The sequence below is a fragment of the Flavobacterium sp. CR10 genome (assembly GCF_055814415.1).
In genome coordinates, this window is record NZ_CP185985.1 from 549,356 (window position 1) to 565,508 (window position 16,153).

Annotated in this window: 16 protein-coding genes; 8 read left to right on the plus strand and 8 right to left on the minus strand. The window is 32.6% G+C overall.

Translation table 11 applies throughout. The annotated features are described in order from the left end of the window. Window positions 1-92 precede the first annotated feature (92 nt). Both ACNRYB_RS02630 and ACNRYB_RS02635 read right to left on the minus strand, forming a co-directional pair. Window positions 93-722, minus strand: coding sequence for a response regulator (locus ACNRYB_RS02630; RefSeq protein ID WP_239452955.1), 630 nt, complete (start codon window positions 720-722; stop codon window positions 93-95). Then, window positions 712-2,724 (minus strand): histidine kinase, encoded by a 2,013-nt coding sequence (locus ACNRYB_RS02635; protein ID WP_473729143.1) that lies wholly within the window; start codon window positions 2,722-2,724, stop codon window positions 712-714. Before ACNRYB_RS02635 ends, ACNRYB_RS02630 begins: the two co-directional genes overlap by 11 nt. Before the next feature lie 167 nt (window positions 2,725-2,891). Here ACNRYB_RS02635 and ACNRYB_RS02640 point away from each other — a divergent pair, with 167 nt between their 5' ends. After that, a complete protein-coding gene (locus ACNRYB_RS02640) occupies window positions 2,892-3,290 on the plus strand; it encodes an MmpS family protein (protein WP_263524598.1) in 399 nt (132 codons plus the stop codon). Window positions 3,291-3,414: 124 nt separating this feature from the next. After that, window positions 3,415-4,410, plus strand: a complete 996-nt coding sequence (locus ACNRYB_RS02645) for a hypothetical protein (RefSeq protein ID WP_473729144.1) — start codon at window positions 3,415-3,417, stop codon at window positions 4,408-4,410. 64 nt (window positions 4,411-4,474) lie between these two features. On the opposite strand, the gene ACNRYB_RS02650 is transcribed toward ACNRYB_RS02645, so the two are convergent. The 4 genes from ACNRYB_RS02650 to leuS form a co-directional block, all read right to left on the minus strand. After that, window positions 4,475-5,071: a hypothetical protein gene (locus ACNRYB_RS02650; RefSeq protein WP_473729145.1), complete on the minus strand. Its 597-nt coding sequence runs from the start codon at window positions 5,069-5,071 to the stop codon at window positions 4,475-4,477. Further along, complete coding sequence (locus tag ACNRYB_RS02655) at window positions 5,058-5,531, minus strand: RNA polymerase sigma factor (protein WP_129746544.1); 474 nt, start codon at window positions 5,529-5,531, stop codon at window positions 5,058-5,060. Before ACNRYB_RS02655 ends, ACNRYB_RS02650 begins: the two co-directional genes overlap by 14 nt. A gap of 1 nt (window position 5,532) precedes the next feature. Further along, on the minus strand, window positions 5,533-6,381 hold the full coding sequence (locus tag ACNRYB_RS02660; protein ID WP_129746545.1) for an alpha/beta fold hydrolase: 849 nt from the start codon (window positions 6,379-6,381) through the stop codon (window positions 5,533-5,535). A 491-nt stretch (window positions 6,382-6,872) separates the two neighbouring features. Next, complete coding sequence (gene leuS, locus ACNRYB_RS02665; protein WP_473729146.1) at window positions 6,873-9,737, minus strand: leucine--tRNA ligase; 2,865 nt, start codon at window positions 9,735-9,737, stop codon at window positions 6,873-6,875. 441 nt (window positions 9,738-10,178) lie between these two features. On the opposite strand from leuS, the gene ACNRYB_RS02670 reads away from it, so the two are divergent. The 4 genes from ACNRYB_RS02670 to truB all read left to right on the plus strand — a co-directional run bounded on the left by ACNRYB_RS02670 (window position 10,179) and on the right by truB (window position 12,970). Then, the gene (locus ACNRYB_RS02670) at window positions 10,179-11,054 is read left to right on the plus strand and encodes a cell division protein FtsX (protein WP_473729147.1); all 876 of its coding nucleotides are present in this window, start codon (window positions 10,179-10,181) and stop codon (window positions 11,052-11,054) included. A gap of 84 nt (window positions 11,055-11,138) precedes the next feature. Further along, window positions 11,139-11,393 (plus strand): DUF3098 domain-containing protein, encoded by a 255-nt coding sequence (locus tag ACNRYB_RS02675; RefSeq protein ID WP_343698127.1) that lies wholly within the window; start codon window positions 11,139-11,141, stop codon window positions 11,391-11,393. A gap of 90 nt (window positions 11,394-11,483) precedes the next feature. After that, on the plus strand, window positions 11,484-12,281 hold the full coding sequence (locus ACNRYB_RS02680) for an undecaprenyl-diphosphate phosphatase (RefSeq protein WP_473729148.1): 798 nt from the start codon (window positions 11,484-11,486) through the stop codon (window positions 12,279-12,281). Further along, window positions 12,281-12,970 carry a tRNA pseudouridine(55) synthase TruB gene (gene truB / locus ACNRYB_RS02685; RefSeq protein WP_473729149.1) on the plus strand — a complete coding sequence of 230 codons (690 nt, stop codon included), beginning with the start codon at window positions 12,281-12,283 and terminating at the stop codon, window positions 12,968-12,970. Before ACNRYB_RS02680 ends, truB begins: the two co-directional genes overlap by 1 nt. Before the next feature lie 335 nt (window positions 12,971-13,305). On the opposite strand, the gene ACNRYB_RS02690 is transcribed toward truB, so the two are convergent. Continuing rightward, entirely contained in the window at window positions 13,306-13,923 is a 618-nt protein-coding gene (locus ACNRYB_RS02690) for a thioredoxin family protein (RefSeq protein WP_473729150.1), read from the minus strand. Window positions 13,924-14,005: 82 nt separating this feature from the next. Further along, window positions 14,006-14,521: a hypothetical protein gene (locus tag ACNRYB_RS02695; RefSeq protein ID WP_129746552.1), complete on the minus strand. Its 516-nt coding sequence runs from the start codon at window positions 14,519-14,521 to the stop codon at window positions 14,006-14,008. A gap of 157 nt (window positions 14,522-14,678) precedes the next feature. Here ACNRYB_RS02695 and pyrH point away from each other — a divergent pair, with 157 nt between their 5' ends. Together pyrH and frr are read left to right on the plus strand one after the other, a co-directional pair. Continuing rightward, window positions 14,679-15,386: a UMP kinase gene (pyrH, locus tag ACNRYB_RS02700; RefSeq protein ID WP_129746553.1), complete on the plus strand. Its 708-nt coding sequence runs from the start codon at window positions 14,679-14,681 to the stop codon at window positions 15,384-15,386. Window positions 15,387-15,522: 136 nt separating this feature from the next. After that, window positions 15,523-16,086: a ribosome recycling factor gene (gene frr, locus ACNRYB_RS02705; protein ID WP_473729151.1), complete on the plus strand. Its 564-nt coding sequence runs from the start codon at window positions 15,523-15,525 to the stop codon at window positions 16,084-16,086. The last annotated feature ends 67 nt before the right edge of the window (window positions 16,087-16,153 follow it).

A 16,153-nucleotide genomic window follows, 5' to 3' on the forward strand; every position in this document is an offset into this window, starting at 1 on the left:
TTTTAGATTGATTTTTAAATTTACAAAACAAACCGCAAATTGTGAACCATTTTAACAAAATGCCATTTTGACATCATTTCAGCACTTTTGACTTAATTCAACATGTTGTTTTTAAGTAGAAAAGCAATTAACTCTGCCACATTTTTCATTTTGTACTTCTGAAGAATATTGCGTCGGTGGGTTTGAACGGTTAAAAAACTTAAAAACAAATCATCAGCGATTTCTTGAGTAGATTTTCCTTGTGAAAGCAATAAAGCAATATCGCGTTCTCTTCTGCTCAGACCCGGAATTCTTTCTAAATCTTCAGACAATGGCTGGCTAATTATGGTTTTCACTTCTTCACTAAAGACAATTTCGCCATCAATAGCTTTATAAATGCATTCTTTAAACTCATCAAAAGAAGCGTTTTTAAGAATATACCCGTTTCCTCCATTTTGAATAAACTGCATGACCAAACTTCTTTCAGACTGGCTGCTCATACCTATAATTACAATTTTCGGATGTTTCTGCTTGATGGTTTTACACAGATCAACTCCGTTTATTACAGGCAAGAAAATATCCATTAAAATCAAATCAACTTTATTGTCTTCGATATAATCTAAAAGCGCAATTCCAGATTCAAATTTTTCTACAATTTCTATATTATCTAAATCCGACAGCAAACCTGAAATTCCAGAAATCACAATTGGATGATCGTCTACTATCACTGTTTTATACTTCATAATCATGATTTGGGTTATATTTTAATTCGATATAAGTTGAAGTCCCTTTTCCGATGACAGAATCGATTTCCAGTTTTCCATTCAAAAAGGCCACACGATTTTTAATATTCCGCAACCCCATTCCGTCCCTTTTTTCTGCATATTCCACATTAAAACCAATTCCGTTATCTTCTACAGTAATAAAAAACACATCTTTATTCTGTGAGCAAGAAACCAAAATCTGCGATGCTTTGGCATATTTCAAAGAATTATTCAGAAGCTCTTGAATGATTCTGAAAATCATAATTTTAAAATGCTGTGGCAAGGTTGTTTTTTTATTCAGATATTGAAATTCGATTGTTGTTTCTGCTGTAGAATGCGAAGCACATAGATCTCGAAGCGCATGTTCGAGTCCAAGTTTCATTAAACTTTCTGGCATTAAATTCTGAGAAATATTTCGAAGTTCTTTAATCGAATCATTCAATAAACCATTAATATTCGGAGCATTTTCCTTATTCTCACGATCAGCAAGATTCAAATGCATTTTAAGGCCAGAAAGCATACTTCCGAGTCCGTCGTGAAGATCTCTTGCAATTCTTTTTCTTTCTATTTCTTCCCCTTCAATCAAAGCATTTGAAACAGATAATTTCTGCTGATTCTCTAATGCTTCGAGTTCTTGTTTGTGATTGACTTCTTTTTGGAAACTTATCTTTTTCTGATAATTATTCCAACTCCATAAAAACAAAACCGTCAGAAACAATACAAACGAAAGCACCGCAAAAAGCATCATATTCAAACGATTATTATTAACCTGCAAAACCGCTTTTTCATTTTCTGACTGCAGCAAACCAATTTTCTTTTCACTTTCGGCTTTTTTGTATTTTGCTTCAAGCTCAACAATTTCACTTTTCAATTTAGCATCATTAAGACTGTCGTTTATTACATTGTATTTATTCGAATAATAATACGCTTTCGGATATTCTTTTGTCGCATTATAAACTTTTGAGAGCTCTTTGTAATAGTTCTTTTTATCGACAATGATAGTTGTATTTTCTATGAGATATTCCAGATTGCTTTTGGCTTTTTCATAATTTTTTAGTTTAAAAAGCACTTCATATTCTGCAAATTTCAGTCTGTGTACTGCAATGGCATTCTGGTGACTTTCTGCCGATTTGATTCCTTTTTCAAAACTCACTAATGCCTCTTTGTGCTTATTTTGTTTAGCGTAATAAAGTCCTTCCGAATAAAAATAAGAATCGTTTAAGTTTGATGTTGGGTATTTTTCTAATGTAGCATAAGCTTTATCCAGAATCTCTTTGGCGTCGTAAAAATGTTTCAGCTCTACCAGATTTTCTGCATTTATAATATAAGTTTCCATCTTAGATTCTGCTAAAGTTGCCGATTTCTTAGTGGCACTTTCAATATATTTCTGCGCCTGATCTAGGTACTCAGCTGCTTTTTCACGTTCATCATTATTCATAAAAATAATCGCAACGGCCTTGTTTAATGCACTAATCAATTCGTAATCGCCACTTTTTTTAGCAATCGGAATAGCCTCATTTACTAGCAATTTCATATAAGCGTTCTCATTATTCTTTCGCTGTTGCATTATACCATAATTCTGGAGTATCACCGCGCGAAGTTTATAAGCTTCTTTATTTCGATATTTTTTGAGTTCGGCATTTGCATCGAGCAAAGTTTTTTCAAAACCCTCCAAATCACCTTTTTCTATAAAACTGTAGGCATTATAATAAATAGAAGCATCTTTTAGAAAAGGAAATTTGACTTTAAGCTTATTGGCTTGTTCCAAATATTCTTTAGATTTTTTTGCATCCTGAGCCATTAAAAACAGTTTTGACAATCTAAAACTATTCAAACTTTTGACACTATCGGATTTTGTGTTTTTTGTGATTTTAACGATACTGTCAATATAAACAGTATCATCATCTAATGAAAGAATTACTTGTGAATTGGAAATTGCAGTAAAAAACAAAAAAAATAATAAGGCGTAGAGTTTCTTCATAAATGTGGCATTTACCCAAAGTTATTAAAGCTTAACGACTTTCAAAAAGAAATTGCTTGCATTTACCTGATATCAGGTAATAAAAAATACACTTTATCAGGTATTGCCGTCCCGTAAGTAAGGGTCTAATTTTGTTATGAATCAGATTATTAATTAAAAGACATATTATGAAATCAATTTTGAAAACCTTAGCAATCGTAATGACTCTTGCTTTTACAGCAGTTTCTTGCAGCAGTGATAATGATGATAATGGAGGAGCGTCTTCAAGAGATATAAAATATGAAGTTTCTGGAAATTATGCTGGAACTCTTAGCGCTACTTATATTGAATCTGGTAATGGAGGACAAAACGTAGATATTACTTCATTGCCTTGGAGTAAAGAATTTACTGCTTCTGCAGATACTTATGGAGCTGGAATAACAGTAAGTGGATATGGCGGAACACAAGGCCAAACTTTAACTGTTAAAATTATTGTTGGCGGAAAAGTAGAAAAAGAAACCACTGCAACAGCAACTAATGATGGTATTATCGTAGCCGCTCCAGGCTCTTTTGTTTTTGGACAATAATTTATAAAAATTTAGAATTTAAATTTTTTTGTTTTTGGTAAAGAAGAAGCTTTGTTTTATTACAAAGCTTTTCTTTTAATGAATTTACATTAAAAAAATAAATTTTAATAAAATCAATTAAAAAATGAAAAGAATTTACTTATTCGCGATTATCTCCTTGATAATTACTTCTTGTTCTAAAGATGAATCCACGTCAGAAAATGCAGTTGCAAAAACCAAAGTTCTAGATTTTTCATCTATTGAAAAAATGGATCAAAAAATAGATGAAATTTCCGCAATAAAAGCAGAGATGGAAAGTCAAACTGCTCAAAAATACATCACGCAGAGCTCAACTTCTCAATCTGAAACTTCAAAAAATTCAATCTCGAAAAACCTAAAAAACTATCATTCAGACAGATTAAAAAATATTTATGATCTTAGAGAAAAAACAAAATTCACTAGTATACAAAGTATTGCTGACGAATTTAATTCCTTAAAAGTTTTAGATCCTAATAATGCAAACAAATTATTCCTAAAACATGAAAAACTTCTAAAGAAAAATGAATTTAATTTAGCTATAACTATATTTGAAAACAGAACTGCAGAAGTAATTAATACAGACGGAAAAATTATACTTAATGGAAAAGAAACTGATTTTACAAATTCTTCTCCACAAAACAATACTGGAAAATATATTGGTGATGAAGCAATGAAAACAGGTCTAGCTGTTATGACAACAGATGGGATTTATCGTGTCTATTTTACTGCAGGAAGAGAAAAACATAAAGATGATTTTGGAAAAACTTTCTTTAGATACTATACGGAATTTACATCTTACATTTTCGATCCTACAACAGGTATGAATTATTATCCTGCTATTTTTAGTGCCAATACAGCTTCATATGCAGGATTTTCACAATCAGGAAGCAATCCACTTGCTGATTTTGCTTTCACTATGAAATTTCTTTCTGGCTACGGATCTTCATCAAGACAGATTGGCGAACAAAAATGGACTGCTTACCAACCAGAAGGTGGATACCTAAAAGCAAGTTTTGTCGTTGGAGCACAAACTTCCCCTTATTCTTCAGGACAGATACTATCTTGTGATTTTCAATACAACAGCAGTTTCCTTCCAAAATAAAACTTAATTATTTTTATATTAAGACCCTAAAACAATTATTAGATTTTAGTTTAGGGTCTTTTTTTTATGATTCCAACTGATGATTAACTTCTTCAAATTTTTCAATCAGACTATTTATTTTTTCTTGCTGTTTTTTGGTTTGTTTTGGATGAATATAAAACCAATTAAACAACATCCAAAACAATGTGATTCCATAAATCAAAATTGCCATAAAAGGTTTCATTCTACTTGCGTATTCATACATATACAAGCAAATTCCAACTGTTAGCAAAACAAAATACAAAGTCATTAGTTTCGTCTGCATGAAATTTTGTTTCTTTTTAATCGAAATCAGATTTTGCAAATACTGCTGATTAGTTTGATTTGCTTCAATGTTTTTATAATTCCCTAACAATTTATTGTAGACCATTAAAAAAATCAACATTGCCAAAATCACCAAAACAATTCCAATTTTAGTCGAAATAAATTGTGGCTGATAATAAAACCAAATAAAGGCAATAAAAGCGCTGGTTGCAAAAAGCAAAATATTTGTAAGCCATAAACAGCGCAGTCCTGTTTTTTTAAATTTGTTTACTCTCGCCAGCAAATCGGTCATATCTGGCTGACTTACGGATTGTTTTTTCCATAAATCTTTAAAATCTATATTATTATCGTTGTCCATTCTCTTTAAATTTTTGAGTCAGTTTTTCTTTAATTCTGTGAATTTTCACTCTAACATTTGCTTCAGAAAGACCGACGATTTTAGCAATTTCATTTTGTTTGATATCTTCTAATTCTAACGAAATTATAATACGATCTGTTTCTGGAAGCTCAGCGATACATTTATACAAGAATTGAATCTGAGGTTCTAATGAGGTTAGTTTTTCTTCTGAAAGATGAACAGGAAGTTCAGATTTCGGAAAACGTTTTTGCTTTTCTATCTGTCTCAGACAATTGTTGGAAGCAATTCTAAAAATCCAGGTTCCAATAGAAGATTCATTTCTGAACGTTTCCAATTTCTGCCAGACAATTATAAAAGTTTCCTGAGCCAAATCCTGAGCGGCGTCATAATCGTTTACGAAACCCATGCAAAGCCTGAAAATTCGATCCCAATAGGTTTTATATATTTGTTCGAATTCCATCTTATGCTTTTATAAAATTGTTTAACTGCTCCATGTACCAAGCGGTATCGTCGTACATAATAAAATGAAGCCCTTTGTTAGCGTACTTAAAATTAGCTGTTTTCAAATTTGCATATTGTGTTTCAATTGCGGGTTTTAAATTTATAAAATAAGATTCTAATAAAACTAAAGACGGACATTTTACCTGTGCGATTTTCGCTCTTAAATCGGTATTGTAAAAGTCACAATACATTTGCCCAAAAGTATTTCGGTCCGATTTTACGCTCCAGCCAATAACCATCTCCATTTTAGATTGATCTTGCAGAAGTCTCGGCATCATTTGTTTCTGCATATCGTAAAATTGAGTTTCGTTCATACCCGTCATTTGAGCTACCATTGGCGAACAATCATTATTTTCTTTTAATTTAAAAGAAGGATCGCTCAAAGCCGCCAGACACGGAATCACATCGACAACAACAATTTTTCCTATCAATTCTGGATAATCGGCTGCAATGGCAAGTGCCAATCCTCCGCCCATACTATGACCAATTAAGATTGGCTTTTCGATTTTATTGTCTTTTATATAAGCAGCGATTTCGTTTTTCCAGTTTTCAAATGATGGATTCGGCTGTGGTTGTATTCCAGCGAAACCCGACATTGTAAGTGTATAACAAGTGAAGTCTTTTTCGAATGCGATTTTAGTGTCTTTCCAAACTTCGCCAGAAGAAGCAAATCCCGGAATGAAGATTATAGATTGTTTTCCTTTACCAGTTTTAATTACTTCAAAAGGATATTGTTTTGTTTGCGCAAAAACATTTAGACATAATGCTGAGAATAAGAATGCGATAATTAAGATGATATACTTTTTCATTTTTAATAGTTTTAAGTTGTTAAAATTCTAATAGCAATAAATTGTTAATTAAATCGGATCCATGCTTTTGATACGGCAACTATTAAAATGTTACAAAAGTTTTTAAATTTTTAATAAATCCCGACAGCTATCGGGACCAAACTCCAATGTTGGTGCGGGTTTTTAACCGCAAAGTGCGCGATTTTTTTTGCCACAAAGGCGCTAGGTCGCAAAGTTTTTCTCTTAGTTTGTCTTCTAAAGGAGGAACGGTATGCATTGTCAATCTGAGCGAAGTCGAAGACCACGCTAGAAGCTCCGCAATCAAAATCGTCAATCTTTGTAGAGTTACTTGTGTGGTCTTCGACTTCGCTCAGACTGACAAACTATAAGCTTTTCGAAATAAAATTTGTGGAAATTCGTGTAATTTGTGGCAAAAAACAAAGCACAAAAAAAATCCCAAACCCCAATCGTAAAATTGGAATTTGGAATTTTTATATTGAAAATTAATTTGGTTATCCTACCAAATTGATGATTTTTCCAGGAACGATAATCACTTTATTCGGCGTTCTTCCGTCCAAGTGTTTTTGAGTTCTTTCGTCTTTCATAACGATTTCTTCGATTTGTTCTTTGGTTAAATCCAAAGGCAATTCAATTGTAAAACGCATTTTCCCGTTGAAAGAAACTGGATATTCTTTATTCGTTTCAATTAAATGTTTTTCGTCAAAAATTGGGAAAGCCACTTCTGAAATTGAAGTTGTATGTCCTAATTTTGACCATAATTCTTCTGCAATGTGAGGCGCGTATGGCGAAACCAAGATTGCTAATGGTTCTAAAATTGCTCTTGAATGACAGTTTTGAGAAGACAATTCATTTACACAAATCATAAACTGAGAAACCGAAGTATTGAAAGAGAAATTCTCGATATCATCAGCTACTTTTTTGATGGTTTTATGCAATGATTTCAGGTTGTCTTTTGTTGGTTCGTCGTTGTTTACGATTAAACCATTATCATCAAAATACAATCTCCATAATTTTTTCAAGAAACCAAAAACTCCTGAAATTCCAGCAGTATTCCAAGGTTTTGCCTGCTCTAACGGACCTAAGAACATTTCGTATAAACGTAATGTATCAGCACCATATTCAGCACAAATATCATCTGGAGTTACAACATTATAGTATGATTTAGACATTTTTTCTACTTCACGACCAACAATGTATTTTCCGTTTTCATCAAAAATAAATTCTGCTGTATTGAAATCTTCTCTCCAAGCTTTGAACTTTTCGATATTTAATTCATCTGAAGAATTCACAAAATGAACATCAACACGAATTGGCTGTACATTTTGACCGTCAATTTTATTTTTAGACACAAAAGTATTTGTTCCTTCCAATCTGTAAACATAAGCCGTCGTACCCAAAATCATTCCCTGATTGATCAGTTTTTTGAATGGTTCTTCAGTTGGAGCAAAACCTTTGTCTTTTAAGAATTTGTTCCAAAAACGAGAATACAATAAGTGACCTGTTGCGTGCTCGCTTCCTCCAATATATAAATCTACATTTTCCCAGTAAGCCAAAGCTTCTTTGCTTGCAAATTCATTTTCATTGTGTGCATCCATGTAACGCATCCAATACCATGAACTTCCCGCCCAACCCGGCATGGTGTTTAATTCTAAAGGAAAAATCGAAACATTGTCAACTAAATCTGTATTGACAACTTTATTTTCTTTTGTATCCCAAGCCCAAACTGCTGCATTTCCTAATGGAGGCAAACCGTCTTCAGTTGGCAAGTATTTCTCAACTTCAGGCAAAATAATTGGCAAATGTTGTGTATCGATCATTTTTGGCAATCCATTCACGTAATAAACTGGGAATGGTTCTCCCCAATAACGCTGACGAGAGAAAACTGCATCACGCAAACGGTAATTTGTTTTACCTTTTCCTTGACCGATTTCTTCTAATTTTTCAATCGCTTTTTTAGTACCTTCTTTATAATTTAATCCGTTTAAGAAATCAGAATTTGCGATTTCAACGTTGTCTTTAGATCCATAAGCCGCTTCAGAAATATCAACATTTGCGAAGATATTTTTGATTTCCTGCATTCCGTTTTGACCTTTAAAGAAATTCGCAAAAGCGTAATCTCTTTCGTCTCCGCAAGGAACCGCCATTACAGCGCCTGTTCCGTAACCAGCCAAAACATAATCACCAATCCAAACCGGAATTGGCTCTTTTGTAAACGGATGTTCAGCATACGCTCCTGTAAATGCACCAGAAATGGTTTTTACATCAGCCATACGCTCACGTTCCGAACGCTTTGCTGTTTTTTCGATATACGCTTCAACTTCTGCTTTTTGTTCTGGAGTTGTAATTTTTGCCACCAAATCATGTTCTGGAGCCAAAGTCATAAAAGTTACTCCAAAAATTGTATCAGGACGAGTGGTGAAAACTTCAATTACTCCATTATGATCTTTCACATTAAAAGTTACCAAAGCCCCAACCGATTTCCCAATCCAGTTTCTTTGAGATTCTTTAATTGACTCACTCCAATCGATATCATTTAGACCTTCAAGCAAGCGTTCGGCATAAGCAGAAATTCGCATACTCCATTGTGTCATTTTTTTTCTTATAACAGGAAAGCCTCCACGTTCTGAAACTCCGTTTACAATTTCGTCATTTGCCAAAACAGTTCCTAAGCCTGGACACCAGTTTACTTCGGTTTCTGCCAAATACGTCATTCTGTATTGCAACAAGATTTTCTCTTTTTGATCTTCAGAATAAGATTTCCATTCGTCAGCAGTAAAAATCGCTACGTTATCGTCACAAACTGCTTCAACCAATGCATTTCCACTTTCTTCAAAAACAGTTACAAGCTCTGAAATATCAAAAGCTTTTCCTTGTTTTCTGCAATACCAAGAATTGAATAATTGGATAAAAATCCATTGTGTATGTTTGTAATAATCTGGATTTGACGTACGCACTTCACGAGCCCAGTCAAATGAGAATCCGATTTTATCTAATTGTTTTCTGTAACCCGCAATTTGTTTTCCTTCCTTATCTACTCCACCGTCAATATTTACACGTGTTGTATCTTCAGGACGTTGTCCCGTCTGAATCGCATACTGTTCTGCAGGTAATCCGAAACTATCGTAACCCATTGGATGCAAAACATTGAAACCTTGATGTCTTTTGAAACGAGAATACACATCTGAAGCAATATAACCCAGTGGATGCCCTACGTGTAATCCTGCTCCAGACGGATAAGGAAACATGTCGAGAACATAATGTTTCGGCTTTTCAGAGTTGTTTTTTGCTGCGAAAGTTTGACTTTCTGCCCAATATTTTTGCCATTTGGCTTCAATTTCGTTTGGATTGTACTTCATTTCTAAGTGACTAAGATTCTAAGTTACTAAGGTTCTAAGCTTTTCACTAAATTAATTTAGCCGCAAATTTACATTTATTGTGCATTGTAGCAAAGCTATTTCATTGGCAAACAAATAAAATAATGAATTACTTGTTTAGGGTTAAGTAAAAACACGAATTATTACGATTAAAAATATGTACTTAGATTCCTTTTTTGCCAGAGATTAAAGAATTCAAGCAGACTTAAAAATCAATTTTTAATCTTTTTAATCTGTGGCAAACTTTTTACTTTGCGGACCTTAAGCAAAACTTTGCGTTCTTTGCTTTAATTATTCATGTAACACTTTGCATCAAATAAAACTTCTTTTCTATATTTAAATCGTACTTTTAAGTATAAAAGTTTGTTATTAACTTTAAATAAAGAAATTCTTTATTATTTTTACCACATAATTTAAGTATCTATGAGTTCTAACTTTGATAAATTTCAAAAGCGCAGGTTAATTTCCTCTTATTTTTCGGTAGTATTAAGTGTATTCTTGGTTTTATTCCTTTTGGGAGTGCTAGGATTATTCATCATTAATTCTAAACAATTGGCTGACGATTTTAAAGAAAAAATCGCTATGACAGTTTTCTTCAAAAATGAAGCAAATGACAGCATTATCAAAGCATTTAACACAGAACTTAAAAGAGCGCCTTTTGCTAAATCTTTTGTTTATGTAACGAAAGAAAAAGCGGCAAAAGAACACACTGATATTATCGGAGAAGACTTTTTAACCTTTTTGGGAGAAAATCCGCTATTGAATTCATACGACATTCACTTAAAAGCAGATTATGTAGAAAGAGACAGTATCGTAAAAATTGAAAACCGTTTCCGCAAAAATGCTATGATTTCAGATATTGTTTACGACAAACAATTGGTAAATCTTGTAAATGACAACATCAGAAAAGTAAGTATGTGGATTTTAATCGTCAGCGGCTTTTTGACTGTAATTGCAGTTTTATTAATCAATAGTTCATTGCGTTTATCTATACATTCAAATCGTTTTATTATCAAAACCATGCAAATGGTTGGAGCTACAAAAGCGTTTATCCGTAAACCATTTGTAATGCGAAGCGTAAAACTTGGAATGCTTGGTGCAGGTTTAGCTATTATTGCTTTAATCGCGCTTTTACTATATGTAGACACTAATTTTCCTGGTTTAGGAATTCTAGAGGATAAAATTTTAACTGGTTTGGTTTTAGTTGCTGTTTTCGGATTAGGAGTTCTAATTACTTGGGTAAGCACGCATTTTGCAACGCAACGTTTCTTGAATTTAAGAACTGACGATCTTTATTAATTTTAGATTGCAGATTTTAGATTGCAGATTTTAGATTTAAAAAAAATGCCTTCGAACTTCGCTCAGGCTGACAAACACATAAAAATGAAAAACAATAATAAAGAAGAACAACAAGTTCAAAAACAGGAATTCCTTTTTGACGCCATTAATTACAAAATCCTATTAATCGGAATTGCTGTAATTGCGCTAGGATTTATTTTAATGTCTGGAGGAGGAAGTAAAGATCCAAATGTTTTTAATGAAGACATTTTCAGCTTTAGACGTATTCGTTTAGCACCAACGACTGTTTTAATCGGTTTTGGAATCACGATATATTCTATCTTCAAAAAATCTAAATAATATAGGTTTATAGATTTTTAATCAGAATGCCTTTCGACTTCGCTCAGGGTGACAAATCTAAAATCTAAAATCTAAAATCTAAAATTCTAAATGAACACATTACAAGCTATTGTTCTTGCCATTATTGAAGGAATTACAGAATTTTTGCCTGTTTCTTCTACAGGACATATGATTATTGCTTCTTCTTTTTTCGGAATCGCTCATGACGATTTCACTAAACTTTTTACCATTGTAATTCAGCTTGGCGCGATACTTTCGGTTGTAATCTTATACTTCAAACGTTTCTTTCAAACTTTTGATTTCTACTTTAAACTTTTAGTCGCTTTTATTCCTGCAGTTGTTTTAGGATTATTATTAAGCGATTTTATTGACGATTTACTAGAAAATCCTGTTACAGTTGCTATTTCACTTCTAATTGGAGGTCTAATTTTATTAAAAGTAGACGAATGGTTTAACAAACCAAACGATCCAGAAGTTTCAACTGAAATCACGTATGCCAAAGCTTTAAAAATTGGTTTATTTCAATGTCTTGCCATGATTCCTGGAGTTTCTCGAAGCGGTGCAAGTATTGTTGGAGGTATGGCTCAAAAACTGACTAGAACTTCTGCAGCAGAATTTTCATTTTTCTTAGCGGTTCCAACTATGTTGGGAGCAACTGCAAAAAAATGTTATGACTATTACAAAGCGGGTTTTGAACTGTCTCACGACCAAGTAAACATGTTGGTAATTGGTAATATTGTTGCTTTTATTGTAGCATTATTAGCAATTAAAACTTTCATCGGATTTTTGACTAAAAACGGATTTAAAGTTTTTGGTTATTACCGAATCATTGCCGGAATCATTTTATTATTGATTCACTTTTTCATTCATCCGCTTACGATTATATAATGACACCTGAAGAATATTTAGAAGGACAAGTTTTATTGATTGACAAACCTTTAAAATGGAGTTCATTTCAAGCTGTTAATAAATTAAAATACCTTTTAATTAATAAAGTCGGGCTTCCTAAAAAGTTCAAAATTGGTCATGCAGGAACTTTGGATCCTTTGGCAACTGGGCTTTTATTAATCTGCACTGGAAAATCCACTAAAAAGATTTCCGAACTTCAAGGTCAGGCAAAAGAATATACGGGAACGTTTTATATCGGCGCTACTACTCCATCGTATGATTTGGAAACTGAAATCGATCAGACTTTTCCAACCGATCATATTGACGAAGCTTTAATTCATGAAACTGTAAAACAGTTTTTAGGCGAAATCGATCAGAAACCGCCAATTTTTTCTGCTATTAAAAAAGATGGCGTTCGTTTGTACGAACATGCGCGTGCTGGAGAATCAATAGAAATTGAAAGCCGAAAAACTACAATTCACGAATTTGAAATCACAAGAATTGCATTGCCAGAAGTCGATTTTAGAGTAGTTTGTTCTAAAGGAACTTACATTCGTTCTCTAGCTTACGATTTTGGAAAAGCAATGAATTCTGGTTCGCATTTAACCGTTTTACGCCGAACTAAAATTGGCGATTACGACGTAAAAAATGCGATTGATATTACTTTATTTGAAGAAAGCTTTAAATAACTAAAACAAAAAAGCACATTACAAATTTGAAAGTAATGTGCCAAGCTCCTAAAACAAGTAATGTTGTTCCATACTCATCTCAAATTAATAGTGAGGCACATTCTTCCCTCCAAATAAAAATGTAGAAAAGAAATCATAAAATCTTTCGAATAACTTTTTCATAATAGTGTACTTTTAATTGTTAACCATTAAATCAACACCAATAAAAAGAGTAAATCTGAAAGCTATAATAGATGTGGGATTAGTTTTACTAAGTTACAAAATTCTATCGAAGTCAAAAAGACTTTAAGACAATTTTATTAACAAATCACCTGTTTATCAACACATTAATCCGATTAAAGGCGATTATACTTGATATTTTCCATGATTTCGACCAATTCTTCCTGAACTGAAATTCCTTTATCTGCCAGATACCATAACTGCAAATCGGTTTTTATCTTTTCGTCGATAGCGCCAACTTCTCTTTTATGTTTTTCCATTAATTCGGTTGCTCCTTTTGGTCTTGGTCCCCAATCGGCACGTACAATTCCTGCTTCTTTACAAATCACGATTACTTTTGGAATTGCTCTTCCGCCGTTAGTTAAATAATGGCTCATTAAATCGTCATTTTCATCACGCAATGCAATTCTCAAATCGATTCTTTTATTAGAAGCCAAAGCCATTTTATTTAAAATTGGAAGAATCTGCGCTGCATCTCCGCACCAGCCTTCCGACAACACCAGCCAAATATAATGATTGTCTAAGTTTTGAAGTTTAGTCGCAATATCATCAGAAATGGTAATCGTTTTCTCCAAACGGTTCATTCTTGCTTCATTCAATTTTGAATAATTGGTAAGACTTTCTGATTGTTCGCTTCCAGTTGATTTTCCTTCAAACAATAAATCGGTTACTATTTTTCTATATTCAACATAAGGATGACTATTGAATAATGATTTGGCTACGATGCTTTTCATATTTATTTCATTTTTAGGATACAATAAAAATACGAATTTTAGGAAGACGGAGGAAATGACATTTATCACATTATTGATAATTTTACCAAGAAGCTGACTTATCTAAATACTTTTTAGCTTCTGCCTTTATCCAACCTTTTTCAGAATTTATAATGATTTTCATTTTTTCTTCAAAACCTTTAATCTTCAATTTTCTTAAAGAAATAATTAAATGGCCATAAACATCTCTATCATTTAAAAGCATTTTAATATCATCTTTAGTTAAATTACATTTCAATTCGCCAATCAATAATGCAAAAGTTTGTCTTCCTTTGCCATATTTATCATTTTTCAGAATATCAATAATTGTATTTTGAATTAATATTGATTTTTTAAAGCTCTTTTTCTTCTTTAAAAGAAGCCTCAAATCTTCTCCTAATCTCCAAATCTTATGTTCAAAAGAATACCAAATTGGATTTGAATACATTGAATTCCCAGATTTCTCATGCTTAAACCAATATTCACACAATTCATTTATTAAATTACTTAAATCTTCATCTTTAAAATTATTAATAAATCCTTCGTCTTCAATTTTACTATATTCATTTAAGAATTTCATTTGATATTTTTTTTAGTGATCTAAATTTTTATAAATATTGTATTTTCCTACAAAATTAAAAATTTTAATTAATTCAAGCTTCTTAAAATAATTTTGCAAACATTATTTTTAAAAATCAGAATATGTCTATATTTGCACAAATTAACGCGACACACACATGAAATATAAAAGAATTCTTCTAAAACTTAGCGGCGAAGCGCTAATGGGTGATTTACAATATGGTATAGACCCAAAAAGATTAGCCGAATATGCAGATGAAATTAAGCAAATTCACGACAAAGGAGTAGAAATTGCAATTGTTATTGGAGGAGGAAATATATTTAGAGGCGTTGCAGGAGCAAGCTCAGGAATGGACAGAGTTCAAGGCGATTACATGGGAATGCTTGCAACTGTAATTAACGGAATGGCATTACAAGGCGCTCTTGAAGATAAAGGAATGAAAACTCGTCTTCAAACTGCTCTAAAAATGGAATCTATTGCAGAGCCTTATATTAAGAGAAGAGCTGACCGCCACCTTGAAAAAGGAAGAATCGTAATTTTTGGTGCTGGAACCGGAAATCCATATTTCACAACAGATACTGCTGCCGTTTTAAGAGGTATAGAAATCAATGCTGATGTTATCCTTAAAGGTACTCGTGTTGACGGTGTTTACGATTCTGACCCAGAAAAAAATGCTTCTGCAGTAAAATTTGATTTTATTTCGTTTGACGATGTAATCAAAAAAGGATTAAATGTAATGGATACTACTGCATTTACCTTAAGCCAAGAAAACAAATTGCCTATCGTAGTTTTTGATATGAACAAAATTGGAAACTTATTGAAAATCTGCGACGGAGAAAACATAGGAACTGTAGTAAACATATAGACTGCTTAGATTAATAGAATTTTAGATTTTCTAAATTCTTCTCAACCTTAAGGCAATCAAAAAAACAAAATAACATTAGTTCGTAAATTAGAAGAAATTAAATCTAATCTTCTAAGAATCTAAAAATCTAAACAAAATGACTGAAGAAATAGATTTTATTTTAGAAAGTACTGAGGAATCAATGAATGGTACTATTGCACACTTAGAGAAAGAATTTCTTAATATTCGTGCAGGAAAAGCTTCTCCAGCTATGCTTGGAGGTGTTTTTGTAGATTATTACGGATCTGCAACACCGCTTTCTCAAGTATCTAAAATTAGCGTTCCAGATGCTAGAACAATTACATTACAGCCATTTGAAAAAAATATGCTTTCTGTTATTGAAAAAGCAATCTTAGTCGCTAACATTGGTTTTAACCCAATGAATAACGGAGACGTTATCATCATCAGTGTACCGCCTTTGACAGAAGAGCGTCGCCGTGATTTAGCCAAACAAGCAAAAGCTGAAGCTGAAGATGCTAAAATTGGTATCCGCAATTCTCGTAAAGATGCTAATACTGATATCAAAAAATTGGAAAAAGAAGGAACTTCAGAAGATATCTGTAAATCTGCAGAAGAAGAAGTTCAGAACTTAACAAATGCTTACATTAAAAAAATTGATGAGTTATTGGCTTCAAAAGAAGCCGAAATCATGAAAGTATAAGTAAGTTTTGATTATAAAATAAAAAATCCGTCTGGTTTATTGCACTAGACGGATTTTTTTATTGCTA